The organism is Streptomyces sp. MA5143a (genome assembly GCF_900290235.1).
Taxonomy (GTDB): Bacteria; Actinomycetota; Actinomycetes; order Streptomycetales; family Streptomycetaceae; genus Streptomyces.
Genome location: NZ_OLMK01000099.1, coordinates 15,183 through 31,516, shown reverse-complemented (window position 1 = coordinate 31,516; position 16,334 = coordinate 15,183). Strand labels below are relative to the sequence as shown.

General features: G+C 72.2%; 16 protein-coding genes. 8 read left to right on the top strand and 8 right to left on the bottom strand.

Annotated elements, in window-relative coordinates:
- Positions 1-196 precede the first annotated feature (196 nt).
- Positions 197-1,222 carry an ATP-binding cassette domain-containing protein gene (locus SMA5143A_RS35255; RefSeq protein ID WP_107466895.1) on the top strand — a complete coding sequence of 342 codons (1,026 nt, stop codon included), beginning with the start codon at positions 197-199 and terminating at the stop codon, positions 1,220-1,222.
- Positions 1,219-2,037, top strand: coding sequence for an ABC transporter permease (locus SMA5143A_RS35250; protein ID WP_107466892.1), 819 nt, complete (start codon positions 1,219-1,221; stop codon positions 2,035-2,037). The genes SMA5143A_RS35255 and SMA5143A_RS35250 overlap by 4 nt, the downstream gene beginning before the upstream one ends.
- A 53-nt stretch (positions 2,038-2,090) precedes the next feature.
- On the opposite strand, the gene SMA5143A_RS35245 is transcribed toward SMA5143A_RS35250, so the two are convergent.
- The gene (locus SMA5143A_RS35245) at positions 2,091-5,615 is read right to left on the bottom strand and encodes an AfsR/SARP family transcriptional regulator (protein WP_107466891.1); all 3,525 of its coding nucleotides are present in this window, start codon (positions 5,613-5,615) and stop codon (positions 2,091-2,093) included.
- 217 nt (positions 5,616-5,832) lie between these two features.
- Here SMA5143A_RS35245 and SMA5143A_RS35240 point away from each other — a divergent pair, with 217 nt between their 5' ends.
- Positions 5,833-6,633, top strand: a complete 801-nt coding sequence (locus SMA5143A_RS35240) for a site-2 protease family protein (RefSeq protein ID WP_107466890.1) — start codon at positions 5,833-5,835, stop codon at positions 6,631-6,633.
- Positions 6,634-6,645: 12 nt separating this feature from the next.
- Here the strand turns inward: SMA5143A_RS35240 and SMA5143A_RS35235 are convergent, their stop codons facing one another.
- Genes SMA5143A_RS35235 through SMA5143A_RS35225 form a run of 3 tightly spaced genes read right to left on the bottom strand, consistent with a single transcriptional unit; the run spans position 6,646 to position 8,864 of the window.
- The gene (locus SMA5143A_RS35235) at positions 6,646-6,909 is read right to left on the bottom strand and encodes a hypothetical protein (RefSeq protein ID WP_181362169.1); all 264 of its coding nucleotides are present in this window, start codon (positions 6,907-6,909) and stop codon (positions 6,646-6,648) included.
- A gap of 13 nt (positions 6,910-6,922) precedes the next feature.
- On the bottom strand, positions 6,923-7,669 hold the full coding sequence (gene npdG, locus SMA5143A_RS35230) for an NADPH-dependent F420 reductase (protein ID WP_107466888.1): 747 nt from the start codon (positions 7,667-7,669) through the stop codon (positions 6,923-6,925).
- Positions 7,670-7,721: 52 nt separating this feature from the next.
- Entirely contained in the window at positions 7,722-8,864 is a 1,143-nt protein-coding gene (locus SMA5143A_RS35225; protein WP_107466887.1) for a sialidase family protein, read from the bottom strand.
- A gap of 123 nt (positions 8,865-8,987) precedes the next feature.
- On the opposite strand from SMA5143A_RS35225, the gene SMA5143A_RS35220 reads away from it, so the two are divergent.
- Positions 8,988-9,590, top strand: coding sequence for a hypothetical protein (locus SMA5143A_RS35220; protein WP_107466886.1), 603 nt, complete (start codon positions 8,988-8,990; stop codon positions 9,588-9,590).
- 194 nt (positions 9,591-9,784) lie between these two features.
- Here the strand turns inward: SMA5143A_RS35220 and SMA5143A_RS35215 are convergent, their stop codons facing one another.
- Entirely contained in the window at positions 9,785-11,107 is a 1,323-nt protein-coding gene (locus SMA5143A_RS35215; protein WP_258193915.1) for an RNA-guided endonuclease InsQ/TnpB family protein, read from the bottom strand.
- 23 nt (positions 11,108-11,130) lie between these two features.
- Between SMA5143A_RS35215 and tnpA the strand changes: the two genes are divergently transcribed.
- Positions 11,131-11,559 carry an IS200/IS605 family transposase gene (gene tnpA, locus SMA5143A_RS35210; RefSeq protein WP_107466885.1) on the top strand — a complete coding sequence of 143 codons (429 nt, stop codon included), beginning with the start codon at positions 11,131-11,133 and terminating at the stop codon, positions 11,557-11,559.
- A 206-nt stretch (positions 11,560-11,765) separates the two neighbouring features.
- Positions 11,766-12,881, top strand: a complete 1,116-nt coding sequence (locus tag SMA5143A_RS35205; RefSeq protein ID WP_258193916.1) for an MFS transporter — start codon at positions 11,766-11,768, stop codon at positions 12,879-12,881.
- 252 nt (positions 12,882-13,133) lie between these two features.
- On the opposite strand, the gene SMA5143A_RS35200 is transcribed toward SMA5143A_RS35205, so the two are convergent.
- Both SMA5143A_RS35200 and SMA5143A_RS35195 read right to left on the bottom strand, forming a co-directional pair.
- Positions 13,134-13,349 (bottom strand): hypothetical protein, encoded by a 216-nt coding sequence (locus tag SMA5143A_RS35200; protein ID WP_099964910.1) that lies wholly within the window; start codon positions 13,347-13,349, stop codon positions 13,134-13,136.
- A 176-nt stretch (positions 13,350-13,525) separates the two neighbouring features.
- The gene (locus SMA5143A_RS35195) at positions 13,526-13,759 is read right to left on the bottom strand and encodes a hypothetical protein (RefSeq protein ID WP_107466884.1); all 234 of its coding nucleotides are present in this window, start codon (positions 13,757-13,759) and stop codon (positions 13,526-13,528) included.
- Positions 13,760-13,826: 67 nt separating this feature from the next.
- Between SMA5143A_RS35195 and map the strand changes: the two genes are divergently transcribed.
- On the top strand, positions 13,827-14,684 hold the full coding sequence (map, locus tag SMA5143A_RS35190) for a type I methionyl aminopeptidase (RefSeq protein WP_107466883.1): 858 nt from the start codon (positions 13,827-13,829) through the stop codon (positions 14,682-14,684).
- Between the two features lie 236 nt (positions 14,685-14,920).
- On the top strand, positions 14,921-15,589 hold the full coding sequence (locus SMA5143A_RS35185) for a biliverdin-producing heme oxygenase (RefSeq protein ID WP_107466882.1): 669 nt from the start codon (positions 14,921-14,923) through the stop codon (positions 15,587-15,589).
- A gap of 63 nt (positions 15,590-15,652) precedes the next feature.
- On the opposite strand, the gene SMA5143A_RS35180 is transcribed toward SMA5143A_RS35185, so the two are convergent.
- Positions 15,653-16,297 carry a PhzF family phenazine biosynthesis protein gene (locus SMA5143A_RS35180; RefSeq protein WP_107466881.1) on the bottom strand — a complete coding sequence of 215 codons (645 nt, stop codon included), beginning with the start codon at positions 16,295-16,297 and terminating at the stop codon, positions 15,653-15,655.
- Between the last annotated feature and the right edge of the window lie 37 nt (positions 16,298-16,334).

Genomic DNA, 16,334 nt, shown 5'->3' with positions numbered 1-16,334 from the left:
GGCAGACGACGCTACTTTCGCAACGCGCCCTAGTAGCTCGGGGGTTGCGGGTGGTGATGGCGGGTGCGGGTGCGTCGTGGTTTCTCGCGCAGTTCCCCGCGCCCCTGAAGGCTTCGGGCCTTCGGCCCGGCCTTCACCCGGGCGCTGTCGGTGACCTGTCGGTCGTTTGTCGGCGGTGCCTGACACCGTCGTCCGCATGACACGAATCGACAAGGAACCCAGCGGCGCGACCCGCGCTGTCACCGTACGGGGGCTGGTCAAGCACTACGGCGAGACCAGGGCGCTGGACGGTGTCGATCTGGACGTCCGCGAGGGCACCGTGATGGGCGTGCTCGGCCCGAACGGCGCCGGCAAGACCACACTCGTCCGGTGCCTGTCCACGCTCGTCACGCCGGACTCCGGGCAGGCGACCGTGGCCGGCTACGACGTCGTGCGCCAGCCGCGCGCCCTGCGCCGGGTGATCGGCCTCACCGGCCAGTACGCCTCGGTGGACGAGAAGCTCTCCGGCTTCGAGAACCTCTACATGATCGGCCGTCTGCTCGATCTGTCCCGCAAGGACGCCCGGGGCCGGGCGAACGGTCTGCTGGAGCGGTTCTCGCTGACCGAGGCGGCGGGGCGCCCGGTGGCCACGTACTCCGGCGGCATGCGGCGGCGGCTGGACCTCGCCGCGTCGATGATGGGCCGCCCGGGCGTGCTCTATCTGGACGAGCCGACGACCGGCCTGGACCCGCGCACCCGGATCGAGGTGTGGGACGAGGTCAAGCGCATGGTCGGCGACGGGGTGACCGTGCTGCTGACCACCCAGTACATGGAGGAGGCCGAGCAGCTGGCTTCCGAGCTGACCGTGATCGACCGCGGCAAGGTCATCGCCAAGGGCGGCATCGACGAACTGAAGGCGCAGGTCGGCGGCCGTACGCTGCGGGTCCGCACGGCCGACCCGGCGCAACTGAGGCCGCTCGCGAGGGAACTGGACGGCCTGGGGATCACCGGGCTCGCCACCACCACCGTCGACGCCGAGAACGGCACCCTGCTCGTGCCGATCCTCAGCGACGAGCAGCTCACCGCCGTCGTCGGCGCGATCAGCGACCGCGGCGTCACCCTCGGCTCGATCGGCACCGAACTGCCCAGTCTCGACGAGGTGTTCCTCTCCCTCACCGGCCACAAGGCCAGTGCCCCGCAGGACCCGGCCCCGTCCACCACCTACGAGGAGGTCGCCGTATGAGCTCCACCACCCTGTCCCGAACCGGCGACGCCGACGGCCGGATCGGGCTGCGCGCGCAGGCCCGGCACACGGGCGCCCTCGTGCGCCGCAATCTGCTGTGGATCCGCAACGACCCGCAGTCCGTCGCCGACGCGGTCCTCATGCCGATCGTGTTCGCCCTGCTGTTCGTGTACGTCTTCGGCGGCTCCATCGGGCAGGCGCTGGGCGGCGGCCAGGAGCGGTACGTGCAGTACGTGATCCCGGGGCTGATGGCGATGCTCGGCATGAACATCGCGATGGGTGTCGGCACCGGCTTCAACGAGGACTTCCAGAAAGGCATCATGGACCGCTTCCGGTCGCTGCCGATCGGCCGGTCCTCGGTGCTGCTCGCGAAGATCTCCGTCGAGCTGCTGCGGATGCTGCTCGCCACGACCATCCTGCTGACCGTCGCCGTCCTCATCGGTTTCGACATCACCAGCTGGCCGGGCCTGTTCGCCGCGGTGGGCCTGTCCGTCGTCTTCGGTTCGTCCCTGATGTGGATCTTCCTGGTGCTGGGCGTGACCCTGAAGAACGCGCAGTCGGTGCAGGCGATGGGCTTCCTGGTGCTGTTCCCGCTCCAGTTCGGCTCGTCGATCTTCGCGCCGCCGCAGTCGATGCCGGGCTGGCTGCGGAGCTTCACCGACTACAACCCGCTGTCCTCCCTGGCGGACGCGGCCCGCGGTCTGATGACGGGCGGGCCGGTCGCCCACGACGTGGTGATCACGCTCGGCTGGTCCGTGGCGTTGACGGCGGTCATGGCCCCGATCGCGATCCACAAGTTCCGCACCAAGAGCTGATCCGCCGGTCAGGGCACCGGATCAGAGCGCCCGACCAGGGCGCCAAACGGACCCTAGATCAGGGCGCCGGCCTCCTCCAGGGTGAGTCCGGCGCCCTCCGCGTACGCCGCCTCGTACGCCTCGTCGTCCAGTCGCGCCCGGACCTCGGCCTCCGCCTGCGCGCGTCCCTCGGCCTCCAGCGGGCTGGGGTGGTGGCCGGGCGGGAGGTGCGCGTCGGAGGCGCCGAGGAGCCGGGCCGCGTCCCCGGCGCGGGCACCGCCGTCCACGCCCGTGACGGCGACGGCGGCGGTGACGAGGTGGGAGGCGGGCAGCTGGGGGGTGATCGTCTGGGCCAGCGGGTCCATGGCCTGCTCGAACGCCTGCCGGATGCGTGCGCGGGCCTCGGTGGGGCGCCCGTCCATGGTCATCAGCCATGCCTCCAGGCCGAGGACGAAGCCGGCGAACAGCACGAAGTCGACGGCCTCGAACTCCTCGCGCAGTCGTGTGATGTGCCGCCACGCCTCCTCCAGGCGCCCGGTGCGGCCGAACCAGACGGCGAGATAGAGACGGGCCGCGGGCAGCGCCTCCTGGGGCGTGTCGTGCCGTGCCAGCACGTCCAGCAGCATCTTCTCGCCGAGTTCGGCCTCCCCGCACTCCAGGAGTACGTTGCCGAGCCGGACCCCGAGGACGCCCGAGTGGGCGTTGGTGCCGATCCGTTCGGCGTGGACGATGGCCCGCCGGTAGTCGGCCGCGGCGAGGTCGAACCGGCCCGTGCGCTCGTGGCTCATGGCGCGCGCCGAGAGCGCCTCGGCGGTGACCCAGGCGTCCCCGAGCCGTTCGCACAGCTCCAGCGCCTCGTCGGCGTCGCGGGTGGCGTCGCCGGGCCAGTCGCTGCGGTTGGCGAGGATGTTGGCCCGCATGTGCAGGGCCTGGGCCAGCTCCCAGGTGTAGCCGAGGTCACGGGCGGTGGCGATGCTCGCGTCGAGGATCCCCCGCAGCCGCTCCATGTCGCCGGAGAGCACGACGGCGTAGAACCACATGAAGCCCGGGAATCGGCAGGTCTGCGGCTGGCCCGGACGGTAGGTGTCCCGGATGACCTGGAGTTTCTCCCTCCCCTCGGGGGTCTCCCAGGCGGAGATCTCCATGTCCATGCAGGCGAGATGGATGAGGTGGAGTGCGCGCCGGGCCTCGTCGAGCACCTCGGGGCGCATCGGCGGCGGGCTGTCGGTGAGGCCCTCGCGCACATCGGGGACGGGGCGGGCCGGCGGCGCGAACGGGTCGGGGCCGAGTGCCATGACCTGGGTGGCCCAGTGCCGGGCCTCGGTCTTCAGGTCGCGCATCTGCCAGTACCAGGCCAGCGACAGGACCAGGCAGAGCGCCTCCTGTTCGTCGCGTTCGGCGACGGCGTGCCGCAGGGCGGTGCGGAGGTTCTCGTACTCCAGCTCCAGCAGTTCGTTGGCCCGGCGCTGGCCGTGGCCGCGCAGCAACGGGTCGGTGGTGCGGGCGAGTTCGCGGTAGTACGTGCGGTGGGCGCGTACGGCGGCGGGGCGGGCGCCGGCCTCGGCGAGGCGTTCGCCGGCGTACTCGGCGACGGTCTCCAGGAGCCGGTAGCGCATCCCGCCGGTCGCGGTGGGGGCCGCGACGACGAGGGACCTGTCGACGAGGGAGCCGAGCGCCTCCAGCGCGGCGGGGCCGCAGACGGCCTCCGCGGCGGCGAGGTCGCAGCCGCCGGCGAACACGGACAGCCGCCGCAGGACGTCCCGTTCCTCGTCGTCGAGGAGCTCCCAGGACCAGTCGACGACCGCGCGCAGGGTCTGCTGGCGGGGCAGGACGGTGCGGCTGCCGGAGGTGAGGAGCCGGAAGCGGTCGTCGAGCCGGTCGGCGATCTGGCGCGGTGTCAGCATGCGCAGCCGCGCCGCCGCGAGTTCGATCGCGAGGGGGAGGCCGTCGAGGCGGCGGCAGATCTCGGCGGCGGCCTCCGGGTCGTCGGCGACGGTGAAGCCTGGCCGGGCGGCGGCGCCCCGGTCGGCGAGCAGCCGCAGGGCGTGGGGCTGGTCGAGGGGTTCCACCGGCCGCACCAACTCCCCCGGTACGCCGAGGGGTTCGCGGCTGGTGGCGAGGACGGTCAGGCTTGGGCAGTGCTGGAGGAGGTGCTCGACGAGGTGGGCGACGGCGCCCACGACGTGTTCGCAGTTGTCGAGGATGAGCAGCATCCGGCGTCTGGCGCAGTGCTCGGTGAGCCGGCCCAGGGGGTCGTCGTGGCGGTCGGAGACCACGCGCATCTCCTCGGCGCCGGCTCCGCGCAGAACGGTCTCGCGGGCGCCGAGGGCGGTGACGACGGCCTCCGGGACGTCGGCGGGGTCGTCGACGGGGGCGAGTTCGGCGAGCCAGACCCCGTCGGGAGCGGAGGCCGCGACCGCCTCGCCGGCCTCCTGGGAGAGCCGGGTCTTCCCGGCGCCACCGGGCCCGAGGAGGGTGACCAGGCGGGCGGCGGCCAGGTCGGTGCGGATGGTGTCGATGTCGGTGTCCCGGCCCACGAAGGAGGTGAGCCGGGCCCGAAGGTTGCCGCGCGGGCGGCCGTCCTCCGCGGGCTGCCGCCCGGGGGACGGCTGGACGGGGCGGCCGTCGGGGGCCGACTGGACGGGGCGGCCGTCGGGGGCCGACTGGACGGGGCGGCCGTCCATGGGGGGCGGGACGGCACGGCCGTCGGCGGGTTGCCGGGCGGCGGCGCCGTCCACGGGGCGTTGAGAGGCCCGCCGTCCCATGGGCTCGTCCCCGAATGCCGGGCGGGTCCGCGGGGGCGGGGCCGTCGTTCCCGTGTCCGTGCGCGCGTGGAGCCCGGGGGCCTGGCGGGGTGCGGCCGTCGTGCCGTCGGCGCGCAGTAGTTCCTCGTGCAGGGCCCGTAGTTCGGGGCCCGGGTCGGTGCCGAGGCGGTGGGACAGGAGGCGGCGTACGGAGTCGTACGCGGCCAGGGCCTCCGCCGGGCGGCCGGTGTCGCGCAGGGCGCGCAGCCGCAGGCACTGGAGGGGCTCGTCGAGGGGATGCGTGTCGCACAGGGCGGTGAGTTCGGGGAGCGCGGTCCCGGCGCGGCCGAGGGCCAGCGCGGCGGTGAGTCGGGCACGCTGCGCGTCGAGCCGACGGGTCTCCCAGCGGGCGGCCTCGGCGGTCCGGTCGGGCAGGTCGGCCAGCGGCGGGTCCTGCCAGAGGGCGAGCGCGTCGTCGAGGACCACGGCCGCCTCGGCGGGGTCGCCGTCGGCCAGCGCGCGGGCGCCCTCGGCCGCGAGACGGTCGAAACGGTGCAGGTCGATGTCGTCGGGGGCGGCGGCGAGCCGGTAGCCGCCGTGCGCCGACAGGATCGCGTCCGCGCCGAGCGCCCGGCGCAGCCGGCCCACCAGCGCCTGGAGCGCGCCGCTCGCGTCGACGGGCGGGTCACCGGCCCACACCTCGTCGACCAGCATGGACACGGTGACCGTACGGGCCGGGCGCAGCGCGAGCACGGTCAGCAGGGCACGCAGTCGGGCGCCGCCGACCGGGACCGGGGTGCCGTCGGCGTGCGATGCCTGGGTGGTGCCGAGGATGCGGTAACGCACGGGGTCCATTGTCTCCGTCGGTTCGGTGCCGGTGGCTGGGCCGTCGCGGGGGGCCCGGGACGGCCCCGGACCGCCGACCGCACGTCCCCCGACCGTACGTCCCCGCCTTCATGCCCCCACCTTCCTAGGAACCAGGAGGTGACCGCGAGACGTTTTCGCCTTGCGCCCGGTACGGTCGGGCAGTCCGTACGAATGATCGATCCTCCACAAGAGCCCTAGGAGCCCCATGACCACCGCCGCGTCCCGCCGGAGCGACCGGAGGATCAGCCCCGTCTTCGTGGGGATCGTGGCCGTCATGGCGGTCACGGGCTGGGCCACCTGGACCGGGTTCGCCGAGCAGCCCGGTCTGGCCGTCTTCCTGTTCGTGACGTCGGCGTGGATCGTCTCGCTCTGTCTGCACGAGTACGCCCACGCCCGTACCGCCCTGCACAGCGGCGACTTCTCCATCGGCGCGAAGGGCTATCTCACGCTCAACCCCCTGAAGTACACGCACGCCCTGCTCAGCATCGTGCTGCCGGTCGTGTTCGTGATCATGGGCGGTATCGGTCTGCCGGGCGGCGCCGTCTTCATCGAGCGGAACCGTATCCGGGGCCGCTGGAAGCACAGTCTGATCTCGGCGTCGGGCCCGCTGACGAACGTGCTGTTCGCCGCCGTCTGCACGGCGCCGTTCTGGCTGGGGGTGACGGACGGGGTGCCGGCGGCGTTCCTGTTCGCCCTCGCGTTCCTCGCGATGCTCCAGGTCACGGCGGCGATCCTGAACTTCCTGCCGGTGCCGGGCCTCGACGGCTACGGCGTGATCGAGCCCTGGCTGTCGTACAAGATCCGCCGTCAGGTGGAGCCGCTCGCGCCGTTCGGGCTGCTGCTCGTCTTCGCGGTGCTGTGGATCCCGGCGGTCAACGGCGTGTTCTGGGACGTGATCGACGCGTTCATGCGGGGCCTCGGCATCGAGGACCAGCTCTCCGACTGCGGCTACTGGCTCTACCGCTTCTGGCGCGAGGACAGCGACGTGTGCCTGACCGGTCCGTGACGACCAGGGGGCCTAGGAGCCTGAGCTCGCGGCGGACCGGCGCTCCAGCTTCGCGCGGCGCACGTAGTACCAGGTCATGTTGGACGACAGCCCGGCCATCAGCACCCACACCACACCCAGCCAGCTGCCCCGGGCGAAGGACACCACGGCCGCGGTGATCGCGAGCAGACAGACGACGAGGGCGTACAGGGCGAGGCGGGGCATGGGGGTCGGCTCCTGACAGGGCGGTCGGACGTGGCGGTACGACAGGGTCGTACGGCGTCCAGTGTCCCCCATGCCCGGCGCGGCCTCACACGTCGGTCAGGCGGATCCCGGCGTGCGCCTTGTAGCGGCGGTTCACGGAGATCAGGTTGGCGACCAGCGCCTCCACCTGGTGGGCGTTGCGCAGCCGGCCCGCGAAGACGCCCCGCATACCGGGGATGCGGCCCGCCAGCGCCTGCACGATCTCGACGTCGGCCCGGACCTCGCCGAGCACCATCACGTCGGTGTCGATCTCCTCGATCGCCGGGTCCTCCAGGAGGACGGCGGACAGGTGGTGGAAGGCGGCGGTGACCCGCGAGTCGGGCAGCAGGGCGGCGGCCTGCTCGGCGGCGCTGCCCTCCTCCGGCTTCAGCGCGTAGGCGCCCTTCTTGTCGAAGCCGAGCGGGTTGACGCAGTCGACGACGAGCTTGCCGGCCAGTTCCTCGCGCAGGGACTCCAACGTCTTGGCGTGCCCGTCCCAGGGCACCGCGACGATCACGATGTCGCTGCGGCGCGCGGTCTCGGCGTTGTCGGCGCCCTCCACGCCGTGGCCGAGTTCCTCGGCGGTGGCCTGCGCGCGGTCGGCGGCCCGCGAGCCGATGATCACCTTCTGGCCGGCCTTGGCGAAGCGGTACGCGAGGCCCTTGCCCTGCGGCCCGGTGCCTCCGAGCACGCCGACGACGAGCCCGGAGACATCGGGAAGGTCCCAGGGGTCCTTGGCCGGGGCCTTGGCGGGCGCCGCGCCGGGAGTCTCGGGCGTGCCGGGGGGCGTCTGTGCACTGTCGGTAGAGGTCATGGGCTGACTTTACGTGCGCGGTCGTGGAAGGGGCGGGCCGGGCCGGGGGCGGTCACAGGAGGGTGGTGACGGGGATCCGGCGGAACGTGATCGTCTCGTACGCGCTGAAGTCGCCCGTCTCGTAGAGCAGCCCGACCGTGTGCTCGTCGACGCGGACGAGGTCGGAGTACGCGGCGGGCAGCCCGTCGACGGTGTGGGCGACCCGCCAGGTCGTGCCGTGGTCGGTGCTGGCCCGCACGGTCATCAGGGCGCGGAAGCCGGGGTCGGCAGGACCGGAGTGGAGGAGCAGGTCGGGGACGCTCGGATCGGGGTCGCTCAGCTGGAGGAGGCTGCCCTCGACGACCGGGCCGACGAGGCCCGCCTGCGGCCGGAACGGCTTGATCAGGCTCGCGCCGCCGTCGGCGGAGTACGCGTCGGCGCGGGTGCCGGGGGCCGGGGAGTCGTTGCGGGTGTTGAAGTAGACGCGCCCGTCGGGGAGTTCGGCGGCGGTGGTCTCGTTGGCGTTGATGTAGCCGTCGGTGTTGTCGTCGACGTAGCCGATCCTCCAGGTCCCGCCACGGTCGTCGCTGAGCAGGCAGTGGCCGCCGTTGTACTTGCCCTCCGTGCCGTTGTCGGTGCCCGTCGGCGGGAGGGAGTGGTTGGCGGGGACGACGACGCGGCCGGAACGCAGCTGGATCGCGTGCCCGGGGGTGGTGGCGTACCAGCGCCACTCCCGCCTCTTGGTGTCCTCGGTGATCTCCCGGGGGCTCGACCAGGTCTCCCCCTCGTCGTCGCTGTGCCGCACCCAGACCCGCCGCCCGTCGGCGGCGCTCACGGTGCCCCGGCGGATGGCGTCCTCGGTGGCGGACGCGGCGTTCCGGACGTGGACGAGCAGGACGCGGCCGGTGTCCAGCACCACGGGGGCGGGGTTGCCCGCGAGGCCGTCCCCGTTCTCCGCGGCGACCCGCAGCGGGCCCCAGCTGCGGCCGCCGTCCGTCGACCGCCTCACCACGATGTCGATGTTCCCGAAGTCCTCCCGCCCGCCGACCCTCCCCTCGCAGAAGGCGAGCAGAGCGCCGGACGCCGTCCGCACGACCGCCGGGATCCGAAAGCCGGCGTAGCCTTCGCGGCCGCCTCGGAAGGGGGTGCTGGATTCGGGGGTGGTGGATTCGGGGGTGGTGGATTCGGGGGTGGTGGTGTCGGCCGTGGGGGGCATGGGGGGGCTCCTTGGGGTTTGCGGGATGTGGGTGCGGGGCTGACTCGCCGTGCGTGCCCGGCTCGGGCGAATTCGCGGTGAACACCGGGTCACGAGTGGCCGGTTGCGGCAGGATGCTGGCGCATGGATGCCATACGGGTCGCGTTGTTGCGCGAGGTGCTCGCCGGGACCGAGTGGCTGGGGGCGACACGGCGGTTCGCGGGGACACTGCGGCGGTCCGTGGAGTCGTACGGGGGCGGACTGCTCCTCGTCGGCACCGCCGAGTACGAGCCGTGGCACCTCGCGGCGCACCTGGTGGACGAGGCGGCCTGGTCGGGGACCCCGGAGCTGTCCCCCACGCTCGTACGGCATGCCGCGCGCCCCTCCGATCCGGCGCACCTCGCGGTCGGGCTGGGCCGGCTGTCGCGGGCCCACCGCGGCGAGACCCTGCTCGTGGTGGCGCCGTCCGCGCCGGGGGTCGGTCTGCTGGAGCGGGTCGACGACGCGCGGCGGGCCGGGGCGACGGTCCTCGCGCTGGACGCCGGGCACCGGGAGCTGGACGCGATCGCCCACGAGGCGCTGGTGGCGCCGGACGAGCGGGAGGTCGACCTCGACACCGTGCAGCACCTGGTCAGCGCGGCGGCCGGGGAGAACATGGTGCCCCGGCGGAGGGGACGGGGCGGGTTGCGTGACCGCCTGTCCCGACTGGCGGACCATCTGACGTCCCCACCGCCGGCCCGGTGGTGACGGGTTGTGCCCGCCCGCCCGACCACCCACCCACCCACCCGAGTAGCCCACGTGAGCTGCCTACGGCGGACGGGTCGCCGCTGCGGGCGGCCGGGGTGCCTGAAAAACTGGTTGCTCCAGGCGGTGGCGGGGCTGAGCGAGCATGGGACGGCGTGATTGAAGTGCTCTCCCGGCTGAAGCCGGGAGATTCCTGCCTACCTTGCGGTGGCGGGCTTGACGCCGCGGGGGCGCCTGACGACTGCCCTTCCGGCAGCCGGGACGAGCGCGTGGCCCATCCGGTACAGGTGCAAGACGTTCCGTGCGGCGTTGTGGTCGGCGTTGCCGGACCATCCGCAGCCTTCGTTCTTGCATACGAACGCGGCCTGGGACTCCCGGCTGCCCGGTGTGGTGAAGCCGCACATCGAGCAGCGCCGGGAGGTGCCGGGGGCGGGAACCTTGTGCAGGGCACCGCCGTGGCGGGCGGCCTTGTACGTCAGCATCGTCACGGTGCGTCCCCATGCCTCTTGGCTGATGGAGCGGTTGAGGCCGGACTTCTGGGCGACGTTCTTCCCCGGGTTCTCGATGGTGCCTCTGACACTCTTGACCATGTTCGGGATGTCCAGTTTTTCCACCACGATCACGCCGTAGGTGCGGGCGAGGCGGGTGGTGGTCTGGTGCTGCCAGTCACTCGCCCTGCGCTTGGCTGTCGCGCGGAGGCTTGCGATCTGGTCATAGGTCCGCTTCAGCCGGTTGGAGGTCTTCCGGCCCGGCTTGCGGAAGCTCTTGCGGTGCGCGGCCCGCTTTTCCAGGCGGAGAAGCTTGGCCTTCTCGTCGAGGTTGAGCCACTTGTCCCGGTCGGCTGTGCCGTCCGGGAGGCGGGCGGGGCGGCCGTGGTCCTGGTGGTGGCCGTCGGACAGGGCCAGGGGGATGGTGACTCCGGCGTCGATGCCGACCTCGGGACCGGTGTGCGGCTCGGGCACGGTGACGAGGGTCTGGACACGGAAGGCGATGTGCCAGCCGAGTGCGTCCCTGACCAGCCGGGCGCCAGTGATCTTGTTGTCGGTGCCGGGGGCCTTGCCGATGGGGAGGTCTTTGGTCCAGCGGAAGCGGACACGGCCGACCTTGGGGATGTTGGCCATGCCCCAGCGGCGGTGCACGCGCTTGATCTGCAGGTCGCGGCCCTGCGGGACGTCCACGCTCATCACCGTGCGGAAGCGGGCCTTGAAGTTCGGCGCTTCGGCCCGGCCGTCCCAGCAGTTCTTCCATGCCTGGAAGTACGTCTTCAACACCGCCTGGGCGGCCTGGGCGGGAAGGGCCGCAAGCCAGTCGATGTCCTTGCGGGCCTGGCGGATCGCGGCGTCCGCCGCGGCAAGCGTGCGCTTGTCCTTCGGCAGCATCGTCCACCAGTCGTGCAGGAGGTTCCACGTCGCACGGGCGGCGTGCGCCTGGGCATCGACGAGCCGGACCTGCGCAGGGGCCAGCGCCAGCCGGGCGCGGTGCCCGAACTGCCGCTTCTCCTGTGCACGTTCCGTACCCACGCGATCACGATATCATTCGGCCTATGTCACCGCGCTGGAATCCAAATCCCGACGTACGCATGGGCCGACACGTTGTCTACAACCTTCATGTCCATTTGGTCTTCGTCACCAAGTACCGGCGCAGGGCCATGACCGGCGAGATGCTGACACGCTGCGAAGAGATCATGCGAGAGGTCTGCGAGGACTTCGAGGCCGAACTGAAACAGTTCAACGGCGAAGAGGACCACGTCCACCTGCTCGTGCACTACCCGCCCAAAGTCCAGCTCTCCAAGCTGGTCAACTCCCTCAAGGGCGTCTCCTCCCGCTACCTGCGCAAGGAGTACGACGCTCACGTCCGCCGCTACCTGTGGGGCGGCCACTTCTGGTCCGGCTCCTACTTCGCCGGAAGCTGCGGCGGAGCGCCGTTGGCCGTCGTACGCCAGTACATCGAAAACCAGCAGCGCCCCGTGTGACCTGGCCGAGGCCAATGGTGCAGTTCCGTACCTCAAGCCGAGGTCAGAGCAGCATTGAGATGCGCTTCACCCCCGTAAACGAGTGAGCACTGCGCAAGATCAAAGGTAGACCCCAAGACAACGAGCGCGCCTCTGCCGATGCCTCGACCACGCGTTCACCAGCGGCCGCTCCCCCGCCCTCCGGCGTGGCCGCGCGGCTCGTCTCGTTGTTGCCGGATCTCGCTCCCTGGCGGGTGTCCGTGGACTTCCGCCGGATGTGGGTGGCCGGGCTGATCACCAACTTCGGGAGCTTCCTGACCTTCGTCGCGCTGCCCGTGCAGATGAAGGAGCTGACAGGGTCGGTCGCGGCGGTCGGCGCCATCGGGGCCGTCGAACTCGTACCGCTCATCGTGTTCGGGCTCTACGGCGGGGCCCTCGCGGACGCCCTCGACAAGCGGGCCCTGATCCTGTGGACCGAGGTCGGGCAGGGGCTGCTGTGCGCGGCGCTCCTCGTGAACGCGTTGCTGCCCGAGCCGCTCGTGTGGCCCCTGTACCTCGTCGCCGCCCTCTCCTCCGCGCTCGTCGCGGTGCAACGGCCGGCCCTCGACTCCATCGTCCCCCGGATCGTCCCGCACGAGCATCTGCCGGCCGCCGCCTCCCTCAACTCGCTGCGGTGGACCGTCGGCGGCGTCGCGGCGCCGGCCCTCGCCGGCGTGGTCGTCGCGTACGCCGGGCTCGGCTGGGCGTACGCGGCGGATCTCGCGACGTTCGTGGTCTCCGTCGCGCTGGCCGTGGGGCTGGCACCCTCCCCGGCCTCGCGCGAGGCCGCGAAGCCGTCGTGGCGGTCGATCGCGGAGGGCGCGCGGTACGCGTGGAGCCGGAAGGAGCTGCTCGGTACGTACGCCGTCGATCTCGCCGCCATGTTCCTGGCGATGCCGTTGGCCGTACTGCCGTTCCTCGCGGACGAGTTGGACGCGGAGTGGTCGCTGGGGCTGATGTACGCGGCGCTGCCCACGGGGGCGCTGCTGGTGACGTTGACGAGTGGGTGGACGTCGCGGGTGCATCGGCACGGGCGGATGGTGGTGCTCGCCGCGGCGCTGTGGGGACTGTCCGTGGTGGCGGCGGGACTGGTGCGTGAGGTGTGGCTGGTGCTGGCGTGCCTGGTGCTGGGCGGGGGGTTCGACATGATCAGCGGGATCTTCCGGGCGGCCATGTGGAACCAGACCATCCCCGACGAGTTGCGGGGGCGGCTCGCCGGGATCGAGCTGCTGTCGTACTCCGTGGGGCCCCAGCTGGGGCAGGTGCGGGCGGGGCGGGCGCTTGCCCACCCGCCCCGCCCTTGACTCCCCGGTCGCACGTACGGGTCTCCCGTGGGGCGCCCCCGCCGTCGGCGGCTTTCGGGTCACGGAGTCGCCCCGCCCCGCACCGACCGGCACTCCCCAGTCGCACGTGCGGGTCTCCCCTGGGGGGCCCGCGCCGTCGGCGGCTGCGGGTCACGGACTCGCCCCGCCCCGCACCGCCCGGCACTCCCCAGTCACACGTGCGGCTCTCCCCTGGGGGCCCGCGCCGTCGGCGGCTTTCGGGTTGTGGGGGCCTCACGGGGTCCACGTGTTCGGGCCTCCGCCTCGCCATTCGATCAGGGCGGACTGGGCCACGTATGTCTCGTCGGCGTCCTCGATGCCCGCCCGGCGGAGGAACTCGCCGATGTCGCGGAGGTCGTACGCGCGGCCCAGGATCTCGCCGTCCACGCGTACGCGGCGGCCCCCGTCCTCGTCGGGCGGGTACACGACCACGGGCATCGCAGAAGCCATACCGTCAGCCTCGCCCAAGCCGCTGCGGATCGCACCCCCACCCACACGGGCACATCTCCGTCCCGGGCACCGGAGCGGCGGGGGCGCCCGCCCCGAGCAACACCACCCGCCCCGAACAACACCCCCCGCCCAGGCTCACCCGCCCCGTCCCCCCGGGACCGCGACCCGCCCGGCGCTCAGCCCTGGTGGTCGTCCTGGCCTTTCGGGGCGTCGTGCCAGCGGGGGTCGTTCTCCCATTCCGCGTTGCGGTCGCGGGCCGTCTCCATCGCGCGGGTCGCCTCCTCGCGGCTGGCGTACGGGCCCATGCGGTCCTTGCCGGGGCAGTCCGGGCCCTCCTCCACCTTCTTGTGCTCCAGGCAGTAGAACCACTCGCCGGGCTTGCCGGCCGCGCGGCGTTTGAACAGGGGCATGGCCTGAGTTCCCTTCACCAGTCGTCACCGACATGGTCCCCCACCACCGCTGGTTAAACTCGCTGGCATGTCTGGCCAGTCGCTGCTCGCACCGGGGAAGCTCTCCCCCGCCCGCTCCGTCCCGGGGCACATCCGCCGCCCCGAGTACGTGGGCAGGCCCTCCCCCACCCCGTACACCGGACCCGAGGTGCAGACGCCCGAGACGATCGAGGCGATGCGGATCGCCGGGCGGATCGCGGCCCGGGCGATGGCCGAGGCCGCCCAGCACATCGCCCCCGGCGTCACCACCGACGAGCTGGACCGCGTCGCCCACGAGTACATGTGCGACCACGGGGCCTACCCCTCCACGCTCGGCTACCGCGGCTTCCCCAAGTCGCTGTGCACCTCCGTCAACGAGGTCATCTGCCACGGCATCCCCGACTCGACCGTGCTGCGCGACGGCGACATCGTCAACCTCGACGTGACGGCGTACATCGGCGGCGTCCACGGCGACAACAACGCCACGTACCTCGTGGGTGACGTCGACGAGGAGTCGAAGCTGCTCGTCGAGCGGACCCGCGAGTCCCTCACCCGCGCCATCAAGGCCGTCAAGCCGGGGCGGCAGATCAACATCATCGGGCGGGTCATCGAGTCGTACGCCAAGCGGTTCGGGTACGGGGTCGTGCGCGACTTCACAGGGCACGGGATCAACTCGTCGTTCCACTCCGGGCTGATCATCCCGCACTACGACTCGCCGCACGCGACGACCGTGATGCAGCCCGGAATGACCTTCACGATCGAGCCGATGCTCACCCTAGGGTCGTACGACTACGACATGTGGGACGACGGGTGGACGGTCGTGACCAAGGACCGCAAGCGCACCGCCCAGTTCGAGCACACGCTGGTCGTCACGGAGACAGGGGCGGACATCCTCACCCTCCCGTGACACCCGGTCCGCCCGCGGCCCCAGCCGCCCCGTGCCGCCCCACCCGCCACCCCACCCGCCTTCGGCCCTCCCGGCCGGCAGGCGGGTTTCTCATCTCGTCCTCGTTCCATGTGGGAGTCGTGACGATCCGGGGTAACGTTTTTACCGACAGGGAGTCGGGAACCTGTTGACTTAGGTAAGCCTAACCATCGAAACTGAGCGCAGCTTCTCGTCTCCCCCAGGCATCGGAGGCCTTTATGAACGCGTCGGTCACCTCGGACACGGCGTTCTCCACGCTCATCCGCACCGCGTCGCACGAGCAGCACGCCGAGGCGGAGACCACGACGTTCATCGGCGACATGCTCGGCGGCAAACTCGGCGTCGAGGCGTACGCGCGGTACACCGAGCAGCTGTGGTTCGTGTACGAGGCGCTGGAGAGCGGCGCGCGGGCGCTGGTCGACGACCCGGTCGCCGGGCCGTTCATCCAGCCGGAGCTGATGCGGCTGGCCGCGCTGGAGCGGGACCTGGAGCACCTGCGCGGCCCCCGCTGGCGTTCGACGCTCTCGGCGCTGCCGGCGACGGAGGCGTACGCGGCGCGGGTCGCCGCGTGCGCGCGGAGCTGGCCCGGCGGCTATGTGGCCCACCACTACACGCGCTATCTCGGTGATCTCTCCGGCGGGCAGATCATCCGGGACCGCGCCGAGAAGACGTGGGGCTTCGAGCGGAAGGGCGACGGCGTCCGCTTCTACGTGTTCGAGGACATCGCCAATCCGGCCGCCTTCAAGCGGGGGTACCGCGAGCTGCTGGACCGGGTGCGGGCGGACGATCTGGAGAAACAGCGGATCGTGAGCGAGTGCAAGCGAGCGTTCGCCCTGAACACGGCGGTGTTCCTGGCGCTGGGCGAGGAGTTCCCCCTGTCCGCGTGAGGGCGCGGCGGAAGGCCGAGGAGGCCCCCGCGGTCGGGACGGACCGGGGGCCGCACCCCCGCCTCACCGTTCCAGGAACACCCTTCCGCCGACCTCCACCCAGCCGTGCGGCTGCGGGGCCGTCAGGAGCTGGGAGCCCGCGCCCTGGGTGATGTTCAGGGCGCGGCCCAGCTGGGCGGTGAGCTGGAGGGCCGCGGCTCCGGTGGCCTCGTCCTCGTCGATGCCGTCGTCGCGGCCGGGGAAGGCGCGGGCGCGGATCCGGCCGGCGGCCTCGTCCTCCCAGGCCCAGGCGTAGATCCACTCACCGGGCGGCGGGACCGCGAGGTCGTCGATCTCGGCGGCGGTGCCGTACTGGCGGAAGGTGCGGGGCGGGGCCCACTCCGGCAGGGCCTCGATCCAGCTGAACTCGCCGTCCAGCCGGGCGCCGACGACACCGGCCGGGGTGACCAGTTCGGGTACGTCGAGGAGCCAGGCCGTGCCGACGCAGGGGTACCCGGCGAACGGCAGGCGCAGCGTGGGGGTGTAGATGTCGATGACTCCGCGCTCGGGGTCGTCCACGAACACGGTCTCGCTGAAGCCGAGTTTGGCGGCGAACGCCTGACGGTCGGCGCGGTCGGGCATCACGGAGCCCTCGCGGACAACACCCAGTTCGTTGCCGTATCCGCCGCCGGGCCCGCAGAACACCCGCAGCACATCGAAGTCGGTCACATGCGGAATTGAAGCACCCCCGGGGCCGTCCAGTCGC